At 66.7% G+C, this 15200-nt stretch carries 13 protein-coding genes; 5 read left to right on the top strand and 8 right to left on the bottom strand.

The genetic code is table 11. From position 1 onward, the window contains the following. The first annotated feature begins 23 nt into the window (after positions 1-23). From OG405_RS01700 to OG405_RS01685, 4 genes are all read left to right on the top strand, one after another. A complete protein-coding gene (locus tag OG405_RS01700) occupies positions 24-1571 on the top strand; it encodes a flavin-containing monooxygenase (protein WP_327149882.1) in 1548 nt (515 codons plus the stop codon). Then, on the top strand, positions 1568-2404 hold the full coding sequence (locus tag OG405_RS01695; RefSeq protein WP_327149881.1) for an SDR family NAD(P)-dependent oxidoreductase: 837 nt from the start codon (positions 1568-1570) through the stop codon (positions 2402-2404). Before OG405_RS01700 ends, OG405_RS01695 begins: the two co-directional genes overlap by 4 nt. A 22-nt stretch (positions 2405-2426) precedes the next feature. Continuing rightward, positions 2427-3350: an alpha/beta hydrolase gene (locus tag OG405_RS01690; RefSeq protein WP_327149880.1), complete on the top strand. Its 924-nt coding sequence runs from the start codon at positions 2427-2429 to the stop codon at positions 3348-3350. Between the two features lie 127 nt (positions 3351-3477). Beyond that, entirely contained in the window at positions 3478-5271 is a 1794-nt protein-coding gene (locus tag OG405_RS01685) for an AMP-dependent synthetase/ligase (RefSeq protein WP_327152600.1), read from the top strand. A 224-nt stretch (positions 5272-5495) separates the two neighbouring features. Here OG405_RS01685 and OG405_RS01680 read toward each other — a convergent pair whose 3' ends face one another. The 5 genes from OG405_RS01680 to OG405_RS01660 form a co-directional block, all read right to left on the bottom strand. After that, the gene (locus OG405_RS01680) at positions 5496-6974 is read right to left on the bottom strand and encodes a DHA2 family efflux MFS transporter permease subunit (RefSeq protein ID WP_327149879.1); all 1479 of its coding nucleotides are present in this window, start codon (positions 6972-6974) and stop codon (positions 5496-5498) included. 210 nt (positions 6975-7184) lie between these two features. Next, entirely contained in the window at positions 7185-8090 is a 906-nt protein-coding gene (locus OG405_RS01675) for a glycine betaine ABC transporter substrate-binding protein (RefSeq protein WP_327149878.1), read from the bottom strand. Between the two features lie 293 nt (positions 8091-8383). Beyond that, the gene (locus OG405_RS01670; RefSeq protein WP_327152599.1) at positions 8384-9589 is read right to left on the bottom strand and encodes an NAD(P)-dependent malic enzyme; all 1206 of its coding nucleotides are present in this window, start codon (positions 9587-9589) and stop codon (positions 8384-8386) included. Positions 9590-10121: 532 nt separating this feature from the next. Next, on the bottom strand, positions 10122-10388 hold the full coding sequence (locus tag OG405_RS01665; protein ID WP_327149877.1) for a hypothetical protein: 267 nt from the start codon (positions 10386-10388) through the stop codon (positions 10122-10124). Continuing rightward, positions 10385-11239: a PHP domain-containing protein gene (locus OG405_RS01660; protein ID WP_327149876.1), complete on the bottom strand. Its 855-nt coding sequence runs from the start codon at positions 11237-11239 to the stop codon at positions 10385-10387. Before OG405_RS01660 ends, OG405_RS01665 begins: the two co-directional genes overlap by 4 nt. 129 nt (positions 11240-11368) lie before the next feature. Between OG405_RS01660 and OG405_RS01655 the strand changes: the two genes are divergently transcribed. Next, the gene (locus tag OG405_RS01655) at positions 11369-12442 is read left to right on the top strand and encodes a magnesium and cobalt transport protein CorA (RefSeq protein WP_327149875.1); all 1074 of its coding nucleotides are present in this window, start codon (positions 11369-11371) and stop codon (positions 12440-12442) included. 10 nt (positions 12443-12452) lie between these two features. On the opposite strand, the gene OG405_RS01650 is transcribed toward OG405_RS01655, so the two are convergent. From OG405_RS01650 to OG405_RS01640, 3 genes are all read right to left on the bottom strand, one after another. Then, the gene (locus tag OG405_RS01650; protein ID WP_327149874.1) at positions 12453-13034 is read right to left on the bottom strand and encodes a suppressor of fused domain protein; all 582 of its coding nucleotides are present in this window, start codon (positions 13032-13034) and stop codon (positions 12453-12455) included. Positions 13035-13037: 3 nt separating this feature from the next. Continuing rightward, positions 13038-13529: a general stress protein gene (locus tag OG405_RS01645; protein ID WP_327149873.1), complete on the bottom strand. Its 492-nt coding sequence runs from the start codon at positions 13527-13529 to the stop codon at positions 13038-13040. Between the two features lie 696 nt (positions 13530-14225). Continuing rightward, positions 14226-15170, bottom strand: coding sequence for an HpcH/HpaI aldolase/citrate lyase family protein (locus OG405_RS01640; protein ID WP_327149872.1), 945 nt, complete (start codon positions 15168-15170; stop codon positions 14226-14228). Positions 15171-15200 lie beyond the last annotated feature (30 nt).

The following is a 15200-nucleotide window of genomic DNA, read 5'->3' as shown; positions in this document are numbered from 1 at the left end:
CAATAAGCCCTTACGCTGACTATATGAGTCGCAAGGTTACAGACAAAGCTGTCGCTAACCAGCCCCCCCGCCATCTGCGGACGATCATCATCGGCAGCGGTTTCGCCGGTCTCGGCCTCGCCATCCGGCTGACCCAGCAGGGCCGCGAGGATTTCCTCGTTCTGGAACGCGGTAGCGATGTCGGTGGGACCTGGCGTGACAACACCTACCCAGGTGCCGCATGCGATGTGCCCTCGCACCTGTACTCGTACTCGTTCGCCCTCAACCCGGACTGGTCGCGATCGTTCTCCCGGCAGAGCGAGATCCAGGCCTACATCCAGGGCGTCGCGGGCAAGTACAACGTGCGCGACAAGCACCTTTTCGACTGCGATGTCACCGGCGCCCGCTGGAACGCCGAGACCGCGCAATGGGAAGTGACCACCAGCCGAGGTGATTTCACCGCCGACACCGTGGTGTCCGCGGTCGGCGCGCTCTGCGAGCCCAATCTGCCCGACATCAAAGGCATCAACAGCTTCGAGGGCGAGATCTTCCATTCGGCCCGGTGGAATCACGATTCCGATCTCGCGGGTAAACGGGTCGCGGTCATCGGCACCGGCGCGTCGGCCATCCAGATCGTTCCGGCCATCGCCGGCAGCGTCGCGCATCTCGACGTCTACCAGCGCACCGCGCCCTGGCTGCTGCCCCGGATGGACCGCCCCTACCTGTTGCCCGAGCGGTTGGCGTTCAAACACATCCCGGGCGCGCAGCGGCTGTCACGGGCCGCGATCTACGCCGCCCGCGAAACCCAGGTCGTCGGTCTGGCGAAATTCCCGCCGCTGATGCGTGGTTTCGAGGCGCTGGCCAAGGCCAAACTGGCCATCGAGATCCGCGATCCCGAACTCCGCAAGAAGGTCACCCCGAACTTCCGGATCGGCTGCAAACGCATGCTGATCTCCAACGAGTACTACCCGGCCCTGGACCGCGACAACGTCGACGTGGTCACCGACGGGATCGCCGAGATCCGCGCGAAGTCGATCGTGACGAAGGACGGCACGGAACGCGAGGTCGACGCGATCGTGGTCGCCACCGGATTCCACGTCACCGATTCCCCGGCCTACGAAACCATCTACGGCCGCGACGGCCGCAGCCTGACCGAGGTGTTCGACGATATCGGCCAGCAGGGTTACAAGGGTTCGGCGATCGCGAATTTCCCGAATATGTTCTTCCTACTCGGCCCCAACGTCGGCCTGGGCCACACTTCGATGGTGTACATGATCGAATCCCAGATCAACTACATCGCCGACGCGCTGGCGGCCTTCGAACGCCGGGATCTGCGCACGGTCGAAGTGCGCCGTTCGGCGCAGGACGCCTACAACACCGCCCTGCAGAAGAAACTCACCAAGAGCGTCTGGAGTACCGGCGGCTGCGCCAGCTGGTACCTGGACAAGCACGGCAACAACACGACCCTCTGGCCGGACTTCACCTTCGAATTCCGCCGGATCACAAGGAAATTCGATGTCGCCGCCTACGATACGACGACGGCTGCCGACGCATCCGCTCGACCTGATCTGAAAGTGGTGACCGCACCGTGAGCAACAATTCTGATTCCTACTTCCGCAACAAAGTCTGTGTCATCACCGGAGCCGGCTCCGGGATCGGGCGGGCGCTGGCCGTCAATCTCGCCCGGCGCGGCGCGAAACTGGCGCTTTCCGATATCGATACCGAAGGCCTTGCCGAAACCACCCGTCGCTGCGAAGAGCTGGGCGCGGAGGTGAAATCCGACCGGCTGAACGTGGCCGAACGCGAGGCCGTACTGCTGTACGCCGACGCGGTGAAACACCACTTCGGCGTCGTCCACCAGATCTACAACAATGCGGGTATCGCCCATCACGGCGATATCGTCAAAACCGACTTCAAAGACATCGAACGCATCATGGATGTCGATTTCTGGGGTGTGGTGAACGGGACCAAGGCGTTCCTGCCCTATCTCATCGAATCCGGCGACGGTCACGTAGTGAACGTGTCCAGCCTCTTCGGCCTGATCGCGGTGCCCGGCCAGGCGGCCTACAACTCGGCGAAGTTCGCGGTCCGCGGTTTCACCGAGGCGCTGCGCCAGGAAATGCTGGTGGATCGCACGCCGGTAAAGGTCACCTGCGTCCACCCCGGCGGCATCAAGACCGCCGTCGCCCGCAACGCCACCTACAGCGACGATATCGACGGCGCGGAAGCCAGTTCGATGTTCGACAAGTACCTCGCCATCCACAGCCCCGAAATGGCCGCGCAGACCATCGTCGACGGAGTCCGCAAGGGTCGTGGCCGGGTGCTCATCGGCTGGGAGGCCAAACTGCTGGACCTGTTCGTGCGCACCACCGCCGCGGGCTACCAGCGCATCGCGGTCGGCGTCGAACGACGCTTTCTGCCCTGATCGGTACCGAAGAAGGAACGAGATGCGAGATATCGCGCTGCCATTGCCGCTGGCGCGGGCGATCCTGGGCCCGATGTACCGGGTGGCGCTGCACTCCCGGCTGCCCTGGCGAGTCCAGCGAACCCTGATCGATGCCGGTTCGACGTTGCAGCCCGTACCCCCCGGTGTCCGGGTCGAGCGGATCCGGCTGGGTGGCCGCCCGGCCGAACGGCTCGCACCACCTACCCCCGTTCCCGCCGAACCCGCCGCCGTGCTGTATCTGCACGGCGGCGGGTACGCCGTGGGTTCGCTGGCTACGCATCGATCGCTCAACGGGCGGCTCGCCGCCGGAACCGGGCTGCCGGTCTACGCGATCGACTATCGGCTGGCACCCGAACACGCCTACCCGGCGGCGCTGGACGATGCGGAGGCCGCCTTCCTCGAACTGGTCACCGAACGCGGTTACCGGCCGGAACGGATCGCGATCGCCGGAGACTCGGCCGGCGGCGGCCTGTCGCTGGCGCTGGCCCAGCGGCTCATCGCCCGGCACGGGTACACACCGGCCGCGCTCGGTCTGATCGCGCCGTGGGTCGACCCGAACGAGCTCGCCGAACGCCCCCGCGATCTGGTCGTCAACGGCCCCTGGTCGCGTGCCTGCGCCACGGCCTACCTGGGGGCGGGCGATCCCGCCGACCCCGGTTACGCCCCGCTGCGCGGTGTCCTCGCCGGGCTGCCCCCGGTCTACATCCAAGCCGATGTCGACGAGCTACTGCACCCGCAGTGCGTCTCCCTCACGGCGGCGCTGCGGGATGCCGGGGTGGAGGTGTCCTTCACCGAGAGCCGGGGACTCTGGCATGTCGCCCAGCTACAGGCCGCCCTGATCGGTCAAGCTGCCGCGGCATTGACCGAAATGGCCGGTTTCCTGCGGCAAGCCGTCGATCAGCTACCACTGCGCGACCTAGGATGAAGGCTTGATCGGGACCGGTTTCGCCCTCGTTCCAGGGTGAGATCCAGGGCGTTTACCGGTGGCCCGCGCCCCGAGCAGTACCGGTGGCGTAAATTACCGACGAGTTGGCAAACAGGGAAAGGCAATGATGCGCGAGTTCGAAGCCCCGGCTTCCTACACAATCCCCGAAGACGCGAACAATTCCGACAACGTGTTCCGCTTCGCGAAAGAATCCCCCGCCGCGGTGATGTTCAACATCCCCGACGGTAAGGGCGGATGGCGCGATGTGCGAGCCGCGGAGTTCGCGACGGCGGTCACCGATGTGGCCAAGGGCCTCATCGCGTCGGGGGTCGAACTGGGCGACCGAGTCGCCATCATGGCCGCCACCCGCTACGAGTGGACACTGCTCGACTTCGCGATCTGGGCGGCCGGCGGTTGCACTGTGGCGATCTACGACAGTTCCTCGGCCGAACAGGCGCGCTGGATCCTGCAGGATTCGGCGACCGCGCTACTGATCGTCGAGAACGACAAGCACCGCGGCGTGCTCGCCGAGATCGACCCGGCCGAACTGCCCGCTCTGCGCGAAACCTTGCAGATCGACAAGGACGCGATCGATGACCTCGTCCGGCGCGGCGCCGACGTCGACGAACAGGTCGTGCACGATCGGCGCGCCCAGGTGAACGCGGCCTCACCGGCCACCCTGATCTACACCTCCGGGACCACGGGCCGGCCCAAGGGCGTCATGCTGAGCCACGCCAACCTGTACGCCGAATCCCGGGCCGACCGGATCGCGCTGGCGTCTTTCCTGACCCCCGGTAAGAAGACGCTGATGTTCCTGCCGTTGGCGCACGTCTTCGCCCGCGGGGTCAGTCTGGCCGCCTTCGACGCCAAAGTCACGGTCGCGCACACCTCCGACTGGAGCACGCTGGTCCAGCAGTTCGCCGAGCACCGGCCCGATTTCGTCCTGTCGGTACCGCGCGTTTTCGAGAAGGTGTTCAACGGCGCGGAGCAGAAGGCGCACGACGCGGGCAAGGGCAAGATCTTCGACGCCGCGGCGGCCACCGCGATCGAGTACAGCGAAGCCCTGGGCTCCGGGAAACCGGGTCTGCTGCTGCGCGCCAAACACGCCCTGTTCGACAAACTCGTCTACGGCAAGTTGCGTGCCGCCCTGGGCGGCAACTGCCAGGCCGCCGTCTCCGGTGGCGGCCCGCTCGGCGCTCGCCTCGGCCACTTCTTCCGTGGCGTCGGCGTCACCATCTTCGAGGGCTACGGCCTCACCGAGAGCACCGCCGCCGTCGCGGTCAACACCCCCGACCACATCCGGGTGGGTTCGGTCGGCCGGCCGCTCGAAGGCCACAGCGCCAAGATCGCGGAGGACGGCGAACTGCTGCTGCGCGGACCCGTGGTGTTCTCGGGCTACTGGGGTAACGAGCAAGCCACCGCGGACGCGTTCGCCGACGGCTGGTTCAAAACCGGTGACCTGGGGTCCATCGACGCCGACGGTTTCATCACGATCACCGGCCGGAAGAAGGAAATACTGGTCACCGCGGGCGGTAAGAACGTCTCCCCCGCACTCATGGAGGACCAGCTACGCGCGCATCCGCTGATCGGCCAGGTGATGGTGGTCGGTGACGGGAAACCCTTCATCGGCGCGCTCGTCACGCTGGACCCGGAAGCGCTGCCGGGCTGGAAGGAACGCAACGGCGTCGCCGCCGACGTCACGATCGCCGAACTGGTCGAGAACCCGGTCCTGGTCGCCGCGGTCGAGGCCGCGGTCGCGGAGACCAACAAGAAGGTCTCCAGGGCCGAGCAGATCAAGAAGATCAATATCCTGACCTCCGACTGGACCCAGGAGACCGGCGAACTCACCCCGAAGATGTCGCTGAAGCGCGCCGTCGTCATGAAGCAGTACGCAGCCGAGGTGGACAAGATCTACAGCTGATCCGATACACGCGCGGCCCCGGCGAGCTCATCGCTCACCGGGGCCGCAGTCATATCCCGGCAAAACCTCCGGCCGGCTCGCGGCGGTATCGAGATACCTATGGAACCCCGACCATCCGGTACTGAAGATTCTCCGGCAGCGACGGGACTCCGGCAGCACGCCGGGCAACCGCCGCGATTCCGCCGAAGGTCGCGTATAGCCGGACGCGACCTGCGCGGTAACCCCTAGTGGGCGAGAGAATTAGCCCGCTCCGAGTGCGCCGGGCCCGTCGGCCCGCCGGCAGGGTTACGGATGAACAGTGCCGAAGCGACCACCCCGACGAGCAGCAACGCGGCCGGTAGCAGGGTGGCCTGGCTCAGAGCGGTACTGAATGCCTGCTTCGCCGGTTCGGGCACCTGACCGTTGCTCATCCCCTCCCCAACGGGCGCGTCACCCAAACCCGTGGCGCTCATCCGAGCGGCGATCAGGGCGCTGATCGCCGCACTACCCAGCACCGAACCCACCTGACGGGTCGTGTTGTAGACACCCGCACCCGCACCTGCCTGCGCAATCGGCAGATTGTGGGTCGCCGTCGTCGCCAGCGGCGCCCAGATACAGGCGTTCGAAGCACCGGCCACCGCACCACCCACGACCAGCCAGGCGATGTTCGCGTGCGGGTCACGCATGATCAGGGCGAACCAGAAGATCGAGACCGCGAAGACGAGGAACCCGATTGTCGGGATGAGCCGCGGATGCATCCGGTCGGACAACCGACCGACGATCGGCGCGGCGATCCCGGTGACAACGGCCATCGGCGCCAGAACCAGCGCCGACCGGGTCGGCGACATTCCGTGCACGGCCTGCAGATAGAAGTACATCGGCACCATCACCGCGGTGACGGCGGCACCCATACTCGCTATGGCCAGATTCGACAGCGAGAAGTTACGGTCCCGGAACAGCGTCAGCGGCAACAACGGCTCCCCGGAACTACGGGCCTGCGTCACCACGAACACCGCCAACACCACGGTCCCGGCCACGATCATCGCCCAGATCTTCGCCGACCAGTCGCTGGTATTTCCCTCCTGGATACCGAACACCAGCAGGAACATGCCCACCGCACTCAGCACCACACCCACCAAATCGAATTTGCGCTCATGCGTCGGCAGCGCCGGAACCAACCAGACGGCAAGCGCGAAGGCCACGACACCGACCGGCACGTTGACAATGAAGATCCACTCCCAGCCGAGACCGTCGACCAGCACACCTCCCAGAATCGGACCCACCAGCGTCGCCAGCCCGGCGACCGCGCCCCACATACCCATGGCGGCGCCCCGATGGTCCGGCGGGAAGGTCCGGGTGATCACCGCCATGGTCTGCGGGGTCATCAACGCCGCACCCAATCCCTGCACAGCCCGCGCAGCGATCAGCGTCTCGATATCACCGGCCAGCCCGCACGCCAGCGACGACAGGGTGAACACCGCCAGACCGAACAGGTAGATATTCTTGGGCCCGAACCGGTCGCCCAGTCGCCCGGTGATCAACAAGGGTACGGCGTACGTGAGCAGATAGGCGCTCGTCACCCAGATGACCTGCGAGAAATCCGCATGCAGATCGGTCATGATCGCCGGATTGGCAACTGCCACGATGGTCACATCGAGCAGGATCATGAAGAATCCGACGACCAGCGCCCCCAAGGCGAGCCACGGATTACGTTGAGTGGGCATAGCTTCCATTCCTGTCCGAGCGGCGCCCGATGCGCCGGTTCGTGGATCTGTCGCGGTGCACCACACGATCGCACCACCCGGTGACTACCGGCTCACGGACGGACGGGGCGCGGGAACCGCAGTCTGCTCATGCCGTGGACACTTCGACTCCCGTTACGACGCCGCACGCCGCGCCAACATTCCGGGCATATCCGACCGATCGTAGTCCGGTCAGAGACCGTGCGCGTCCAGCCAGTCGCGAGCCAGCTCGCCGGGATCGGCGGCTTCGTCACGGACCCGCAACACCAGGATCGCGAGCTCGTCGGTCGTCAGCTCACCGGCCACATAGTTCAACTTCTCCAGCTGCCGGTCGTCGAGCTCCCCCTTGCGCACCAGCGCGAGCGGATTCTCCGGCCTGATCGCATCCTCCGGATCGGCGAGCACCTTCAGCCCATCGATGCCACCCGGCAGGAATTCGGCCGGACCGCCCAGCACAGCAGCCTGAACCCGGCCCTCGAGCAGCGCGAGCCGCAGTTCCCCTGGCCCCTGGAAGACCTCGGTCGAGGCGAACTCGCAGCCCGAGATCCGCCCCGCCGCCTCCGGTAGCTCCACCAGCCCCGGCACCGCCGCGATACCGGCGGCCATCGTCGCGCACCACGCACTCAATTGCTCCACCGAATCGATACCGCGCTGTTCGGCGACAGCGGCAGTGAGGACGATCCGCGGTTCGAGATCCGCGCCGTCGGCCGGATCGGAGGTAACTGTGCCCTGCGGCAACGACCCGTTCAATTCCCGCGTGACGGCCTTCGTGGTCACTGCCTCGGCACCGATGTTCAGGTCAGCGAGCAACGCGCCGTTGTGGTCCGGAGCCACCACGACAGTCCCCGCGTCCAACGCCGCCAGCATGCCCGACCGGCTTCCCGGCCCCGGCTCGACCCGCACCGCCGCACCCGTGCGCGCCAATGCCTGCGCGTAGATCTCGGCCAGCACGCGCGACTCCGCCGACGGCTGCGCCCCCACGACCAGCGGCTCGGGACCGGTATCACTCCCGCAGGAAACGGTCAGCACGGCGAGAACCGGCACCAGCACCCGAGCAACGACACGCATCGACGCCGCCAGCACCATCGCGCGAGACACCCACTTCCTCAACCAGCCCGCCGCACCCGTCCGGGCACCCGACAACCCCGAGAAATCTACAGGGTGCCCGAGGTCGGCTGTGGACGGCGCGGGGCGGATCCCGGGACAGATGGGGCGGGGGCAACGCTGAGACATGGCCGGGCACAACGTAAAGGTTGCTTGCTCATGAGGCGCGAGTCTCGAGGGCTGACCGGCGGGAGCCCCAGGCGCCGCAAAAAACTACAGCACCCGGCCCAGGGTGGCGGCCGAGTGCTGTAGTTGCGGTTACCGCCCGGGTAAGGCGGAACGTTTTATCAGGCGACGCCTTCCGCGCGGGCGGCGGCGGCGACCGCGTCGGCCACGGCGGGGGCGACGCGGGGGTCGAGCGGGCTGGGGACGATCTTGTCGACGGCGAGTTCGTCCGCGACGACGCCGAGGATGGCGTTGGCGGCGGCGAGCTTCATACCTTCGGTGATGCGCCGGGCACCGGCGTCGAGCGCGCCCTTGAACACGCCCGGGAAGGCGAGCACATTGTTGATCTGGTTCGGGAAGTCGCTACGCCCGGTGGCCACGATGCCCGCGTATTTACGGGCCACGTCGGGGTGGATCTCGGGGTCCGGGTTGGACATGGCGAACACGATGGATTCCGGTGCCATCGACGCGATGAGCTCTTCGCCGATGGTGCCTGCGGACAGGCCGAGGAACACGTCGGCGCCGGCGAGGGCGTCGGCAGCGGAGCCGGTGAGGCCACGCGGGTTGGTGCGCTGCGCGAGATCGGCTTTGACCGCGTTGAGGTCGCCGCGGTCACGGCTGACAATGCCCTTGGAGTCCAGGACCGTCACATCGGCGACGCCGGCAGCGAGCAGGATGTTGGTGCAGGCGACACCGGCGGCACCGGCGCCCGACACGACCACCTTGAGGCCGGAGGTGGCGCGGCCCTGCACGGCGGCGGCCCCGTTGAGGGCGGCCAGCACCACGATCGCGGTGCCGTGCTGGTCGTCGTGCATGACGGGGCAGTCGAGGGCTTCCACGACCCGCTTCTCGATCTCGAAGCAGCGGGGGGCGGAGATGTCCTCCAGGTTCACCGCGCCGAAGCTGGGCCGCAGGCGGATGAGGGTTTCGACGATTTCGTCGACATCCTTGGTGTCCAGCACGATCGGGATGGAGTCGAGTCCGGCGAACTTCTTGAACAGCGCCGATTTGCCTTCCATGACCGGCAGCGAGGCGCGCGGGCCGATATCGCCGAGGCCCAGCACAGCCGATCCGTCGCTGACCACGACCACCAGACGATCTGTCCAGGTGTAGCGCTTGGCCAGGGTCTCGTCTTCGGCGATGGCGCGGCTCACCTGTGCCACACCGGGCGTGTAGGCGATCGATAGATCGCGCTGGGTGGCCAGCGGCGAGCTGAGCTCGACCGAGAGCTTGCCGCCGAGGTGACCCGCGAAGATCTCCTCGTGAGTGATCGCCGAGAGGTCATCGACCTCATCTTTGCTGGCGGTGGCGTTCGGTGCGTCAGTCACAGAGGACACGTTTTCACTCCTGCTGGTTGCGGTCGTAACCGGTGGACGGTTACCGCCGGGTATTTGGTGTTATCTGCGTCATATCGTTCATCGGCGGCGCGACCAGGATGTTTCTCGGTAACGCCATGGCCCGGCCGATCCGGGAACCCGGGCACCGGGCGATCGACGGTGGCGCTGATTCGGGCAGCGACTGTCCGGGTGGATTTCGGACGGGTTGGTCCGAATGAACTCGACTGGCGCCCCACTCCGGCCGCGACGGTGCGTCGCGGAGCGGCAGGCGCCGAATATCCCCGACCCGGCGGTGGCAACGATCGGGAATCCGCCACATTCTGCCAGGTCCCGGACGGTTCGCCAAACCGGATGTCGCGGATTGCGTGTTTCGGACACCACGGGGTCAGCGTAGGCCGTGAGCATTACCTTCCCGTGAGCGGAAACTCGCGGGCGGCGGCATCTGCCGGTGAGACATCTCAGTGTGGTGGCAGGCCGCCGAGTGAAGCGGCATCCGCGCGGCCGGTATGCCGTGCGCTGCTCATCAACCCCACCACTGGGTCCACAGCAGAACAGCTCCCGATCCGAGCACCACCGCTGCCGCGACGAGACTCGCCGTACCGCGCACTCGATCCGAATAAACCTGCGCCACAACAGCTATCACCGCTACGGCGATATGCCAGGCCACCGATTCCGGGCCGGGCCCCGGGAAGCCGCGTCGTTCGCCGATCAGCGCCGCACCGACCACTACCAGTGCCAGCAGTACGAGTCCGGCCGCCGCGATACCGCTGATTCCGCGTATCGGTCTCATGAGGCCAGCACCGGCACACCGGTGGCTCTACCGGCCAGTTTCTCGAACTGCGCGGGTTCGGTGGTGCATTCGCCGAGACCGATGGTCTTGTTGTCGCCGTGGTAGTCCGAGGACCCTGTCGTCAACAGTCCGCATTCCGCGGCCAGATCACGCAGTGTCGCGCGATCCCGCGCATTGTGATCGGGGTGATCGACCTCCAGGCCACCCAGCCCGTGCGGTACCAGGTCGCGGACTTCCCGCAGATCCAGCAGCCGGCCCCGGCTGCGGGCCCGCCCGTGGGCGAGCACGCTGACGCCACCGGCCTCGGTGATCATCTCGACGGCCCGGCGCAGCGGCGTGTCGGCCTTCTCCACGTAGTAGGGGCCGTCCGAGGCGAGCAGGCCGGTGAACGCGGCGTTCACCGACGGCACCACGCCCGCTTCCACTAGAGCGCGGGCCAGATGCGGGCGGCCCGCGGCGGGTCCGGCAGCCGCGAGCACCTCGTCCGGATCGATCGGTAGCCCGTCCGCGGCCATCTGTTCGGCCATGGCGCGCAGCCGGTCGACCCGCTCGGCGCGCAGCCGTTCCCGTTCGACCGCGAACGCCCTGTCGGCGGGGTCGAAGAGGTAGGCCAGCAGGTGCACCGACACCGGGTATCCGTCGATGCCGCGGCCCACACACGACATCTCCATCCCGCGGACCAGCGTCAGCCCGGCCGGACGGGCGGCTTCGGCCTCGGCCCAACCGGCGGTGGTGTCGTGATCGGTGATCGCGACCACCTCCAGCCCGGTATCGGCCGCGTTGCGCACCAGCTCGGCCGGGCTGTCGGTGCCGTCGGAGGCATTGGAGTGGGTATGCAGATCGATGCGCACGCCGCCCAGTCTTCCAGTGCCGCGCCGCGACGGCATCGGGGCGGGCCGGTAGTACCTGCGCGAAGGCGCCCGCAGCCCGCTGTGCCGGAGACCGCCGGGCCGCGCAGTAGCCGCAAGTAGCATCGACGAATGCCTTCGATTCCGCTGCCGTTCCATGGCCCGGGGCGGAACCGACGCTCGACGACGGTCCCGCATATCCGGGTGCCCACCGCCCGCGCCATCGTCGACTGCGCGGTCTACGTGGACGGCACACGGCTACCCGGCCGATTCACCCACGAGAAAGCGCTCACCACGGCACGCGAACAGGGTGGTTTCGTCTGGCTGGGGCTACACGACCCCGACGCCGATCAGATGGGAGAGGTGGCCGCGACCTTCGGCCTGCACGCCCTGGCCGTCGAGGACGCGGTCCAAGCTCATCAGCGGCCCAAACTGGAACGCTACGACGACACCCTGGTGATGGTCATGCGCACTGTCGCCTACCGGGAGCACGAGCTGCACACAGTCAGCGAGATCGTCGAGACGGGCGAACTGATGATCTTCACCGCGCCGGATTTCGTGATCGCAGTCCGGCACGGCGAACATTCGCCCCTCGCGGTGGTACGCCGCGAGCTCGAGGCGGACCCGCAACGATTGAAGCTGGGGACCGGATCGGTGTTGCATGCCATCGCCGATCACGTGGTCGACACCTATATCGACGTCGTGCAAGCGGTGGAATTCGATATCGACGCGATGGAGGAAGAGGTGTTCACCCCACGCACCCCGATCACGGTCGAGGCGATCTATCAGCTCAAACGCGAGGTGGTGGAATTACGGCGCGCGGTGAACCCGCTGGCCCTCCCGCTACAGGTATTGGTGCACAAGGAGGATCTCCCGCTCGACGCGGAGATCCGGCGCTATCTGCGCGATGTCGCCGATCACCACACCGGCGTCGCCGAGCGCATCACCGATTTCGACGATTCGCTCAGCGCACTCATCAGCGCCGCACTCACCAAGATCACCGTCCAGCAGAACACGGATATGCGCAAGATCTCGGCGTGGGTCGCCATCGCCGCGGTCCCCACCATGATCGCCGGAATCTACGGTATGAATTTCGAACATATGCCGGAGCTGAAAACCAGCTGGGGCTATCCGGTGGTGCTCGTCATCATCATCGGAATCTGCCTGACTCTGCTGGGGCTGTTCCACCGCAACAACTGGCTCTGAACCGGCCCGCTCACAACGAGGCAGCTCCCCGGCCCGGGTCCAGGACATCGATCCCCGCCTCGGCCCAGGCATCGCGCAGCGCCTGCGCCCCCCGCACCCGAACCCATGCGGCTTCGGTGGCCGTCACCGGTGTCACCGCGAAATACCGCACCGGCTCGGCCGGATCCGGCAATTCGATCTCCGGGATCTCACCCGCACCGAGCAGTACCGCCGTGAACGGCGCGTCCCGCCAGATCGGCTCACCCAGATCCAGCAGCGCATCGGTCTGCAGAACAACGCCTTCGACCGCCGGCGCCGCGGCCAGCACACCCAGCGACCGGGCCACTCCGGCCCCTGCTCCGGCCGCCGCCCGCATGGTCAACATCAGCTCCGCGCGCGGCCCGCGCACCGGATCGGCGTGCAGATCCGCCGGATCGCCCATCGGATACCGCGACCCACCGACAGTCACGTAATGCGTCACTCCGTCGCCGGGGATACGCAGGATCTCGATCGGCTCCACACCGAGGAATGTCATCGAGGCCGCATCCACCGCGGCCGCCTCCACCCCGAAATGACCCACCACGGCCGCACGGACGCGTTCGATCACATCCATCCGCTAGATGGCCAGCTTCGCGAGCAGATCACGGGCCTGTTCGGCCGTCTTCGGATCGCACAGCACGTCGTAACGTCCCGCCACCAACTGCATGGTCGAGGCGAAATCACGCTGACCCCGGGTGGCCGCGTACGGGATGGTCGTCGAGATGACGCCGAAGATGATGCCGCCGACCAGACCCACCACGAGCGGGCCGGCCATACCGTTGGTGGTGAACAGGCTCAGCAACAGCCCCAGGAACAACCCGAGCCAGGCACCCGACACGACGCCCCCGCCGATCACCTTGCCCCAGTTCAACCGATACAGGACCCGCTCGACCTGCATCAGGTCCACACCGACGATGGTCACGTTCTGTACGGGGAACTGATTATCTGCCAGATGATCGACCGCGCGCTGCGCCTCGGCATAGGTCGGATACGAACCGATCGGCCACCCGGAAGGGGGCGTGGGCAGACCCTGCCTACCGCGATTCGTGCTCCCGAGAGGGTTAGTCATACGTCCATTCTGTCTTATTTGGCCCCGCATCGGCGTGCGGGTCGCAGGCGGGACGGGCCTCGACCTTTGTGGGCCTGGTAAGACTCGGCACCGAGGTGGTGCGACTGTTCTCGGAGGCGACGAATACGAGGTCTGCCCGAGACGCCGGAAACGAGGAACCCGGCGGAAATGGAGGTCAACTCGGCAGCGAACGGTCACCATACCGAGCGACGGGCAACCTCACGGCCCAAAAAGCCCCGACCGGCGTTCTACAACCGACCGGGAAACGGCACCCCCTGGCCCTGCAGTCCACATACCGACCGAGACGTCGAATCCCCGCGCAACCACATGAGTCGAGTTTTACGAGACACCCCAAAGGGTTGAGGCCGTCTCGCCGTTCAGGCCTCGAAGCGCATGCGCGAAGCGCGAGTCTCGAGGCCTGAACGGCGAGACTTCAGGGCCTCAACCCCCGCGCGCGCCAGCGCGCCAAAAACACAGCACCTTCACGAGCAACCTCACCACTCACTTTCACGAGCAACCTCACCACTCACCCTTCACGAGCAACCGGCAGGTCGAGGGCGTCACCGTGCACGGCTTCGGCTTTCACTCCTCACCACTCACCTTCACGAGCACACCCACCACTCACCCACACAAGCCAGCCCACCACTCACCCACACAAGCCAGATCGACCCGGCCGACCTGTCCAACCGTCCGCATCTATTCCGGCGGCGTGAAACCCGTGGTGCGTTCCATCCCCGCCGCGCGTCCCTTTTCCGCGATGACCACCGCCATTTTCGCGCTGGCCTCGTCGATCATCTCGTCGCCCAGCATGACCGCGCCGCGGGCGCCACCGGCCGAGGAAGTGTGGTAGGCGTAGGCGTCCAGGATGAGTTCAGCGTGGTCGTAATCGGATTGCCGGGGGCTGAAGATCTCGTTGGCCGCGTCGACCTGGCTCGGGTGCAGGACCCATTTTCCGTCGAAGCCCAGGGCCGCAGTGCGGCCCGCGGCACGGCGGAAGCCGTCTATATCGCGGATTTGCAGATAGGGGCCGTCGATGGCTTGGAGGCCGTGGGCGCGCGCCGTGAGCAGGATGGTCATCAGGATGTGGTGGTAGGCATCGCCGGTGTCGTAACCCTCGGGCTGCTCGCCGACCACGAGTGTGCGCATATTGATACTGGCCATGAAATCGGCCGGGCCGAAGACCAGCGTCTGTACCCGGGGGCTCGCGGTGGCGATCTCGTCGATATTGCGTAGGCCCAGCGCGTTCTCGATTTGCGGTTCGATACCGATCCGGCCGGGTTCGATCCCGTTGGCCCGTTCCAGCTGGCTCAGCAGCAGATCCAGCGCGCGTACCTGGCCGGCGTCGGTCACCTTCGGCAGCAGGATCGCGTCGAGGGCGGTTCCGGCGCCGTCGACCACCGAGATCACATCGGCGTAGGTCCACTGTGTGGTCCAGTCGTTGACCCGGACCACGCGGAGTTGATCGCCCCAGCCGGAGTCGTTGAGGGCCGCCACGATATTCGCGCGGGCCGCGGCCTTGGCATCGGGTGCGACAGCGTCCTCGAGGTCGAGGAAGATCTCATCCACCGGCAAGCCCTTGGCTTTGGCGATCATCTTCGGGTTGCTGCCCGGCACGGCGAGCACGGAACGGCGCGGCTTCATCAAGACTCCTGGGGTCGGCCCGGTCCGGCC

It is taken from the genome of Nocardia sp. NBC_01329, assembly GCF_035956715.1.
GTDB lineage: Bacteria > Actinomycetota > Actinomycetes > Mycobacteriales > Mycobacteriaceae > Nocardia.
This window is presented reverse-complemented; position numbering and strand designations above follow the sequence as displayed.

Excerpts from the sequence above, each read along its gene's own strand:
- OG405_RS01700 (WP_327149882.1), top strand. The coding sequence starts at position 24 with ATGAGTCGCAAGGTTACAGACAAAGCTGTCGCTAACCAGCCCCCCCGC.
- OG405_RS01690 (WP_327149880.1), top strand. The coding sequence starts at position 2,427 with ATGCGAGATATCGCGCTGCCATTGCCGCTGGCGCGGGCGATCCTGGGC.
- OG405_RS01685 (WP_327152600.1), top strand. The coding sequence starts at position 3,478 with ATGCGCGAGTTCGAAGCCCCGGCTTCCTACACAATCCCCGAAGACGCG.
- OG405_RS01680 (WP_327149879.1), bottom strand. The coding sequence starts at position 6,974 with ATGCCCACTCAACGTAATCCGTGGCTCGCCTTGGGGGCGCTGGTCGTC.
- OG405_RS01665 (WP_327149877.1), bottom strand. The coding sequence starts at position 10,388 with ATGAGACCGATACGCGGAATCAGCGGTATCGCGGCGGCCGGACTCGTA.
- OG405_RS01655 (WP_327149875.1), top strand. The coding sequence starts at position 11,369 with ATGCCTTCGATTCCGCTGCCGTTCCATGGCCCGGGGCGGAACCGACGC.
- OG405_RS01650 (WP_327149874.1), bottom strand. The coding sequence starts at position 13,034 with ATGGATGTGATCGAACGCGTCCGTGCGGCCGTGGTGGGTCATTTCGGG.
- OG405_RS01645 (WP_327149873.1), bottom strand. The coding sequence starts at position 13,529 with ATGACTAACCCTCTCGGGAGCACGAATCGCGGTAGGCAGGGTCTGCCC.
- OG405_RS01640 (WP_327149872.1), bottom strand. The coding sequence starts at position 15,170 with ATGAAGCCGCGCCGTTCCGTGCTCGCCGTGCCGGGCAGCAACCCGAAG.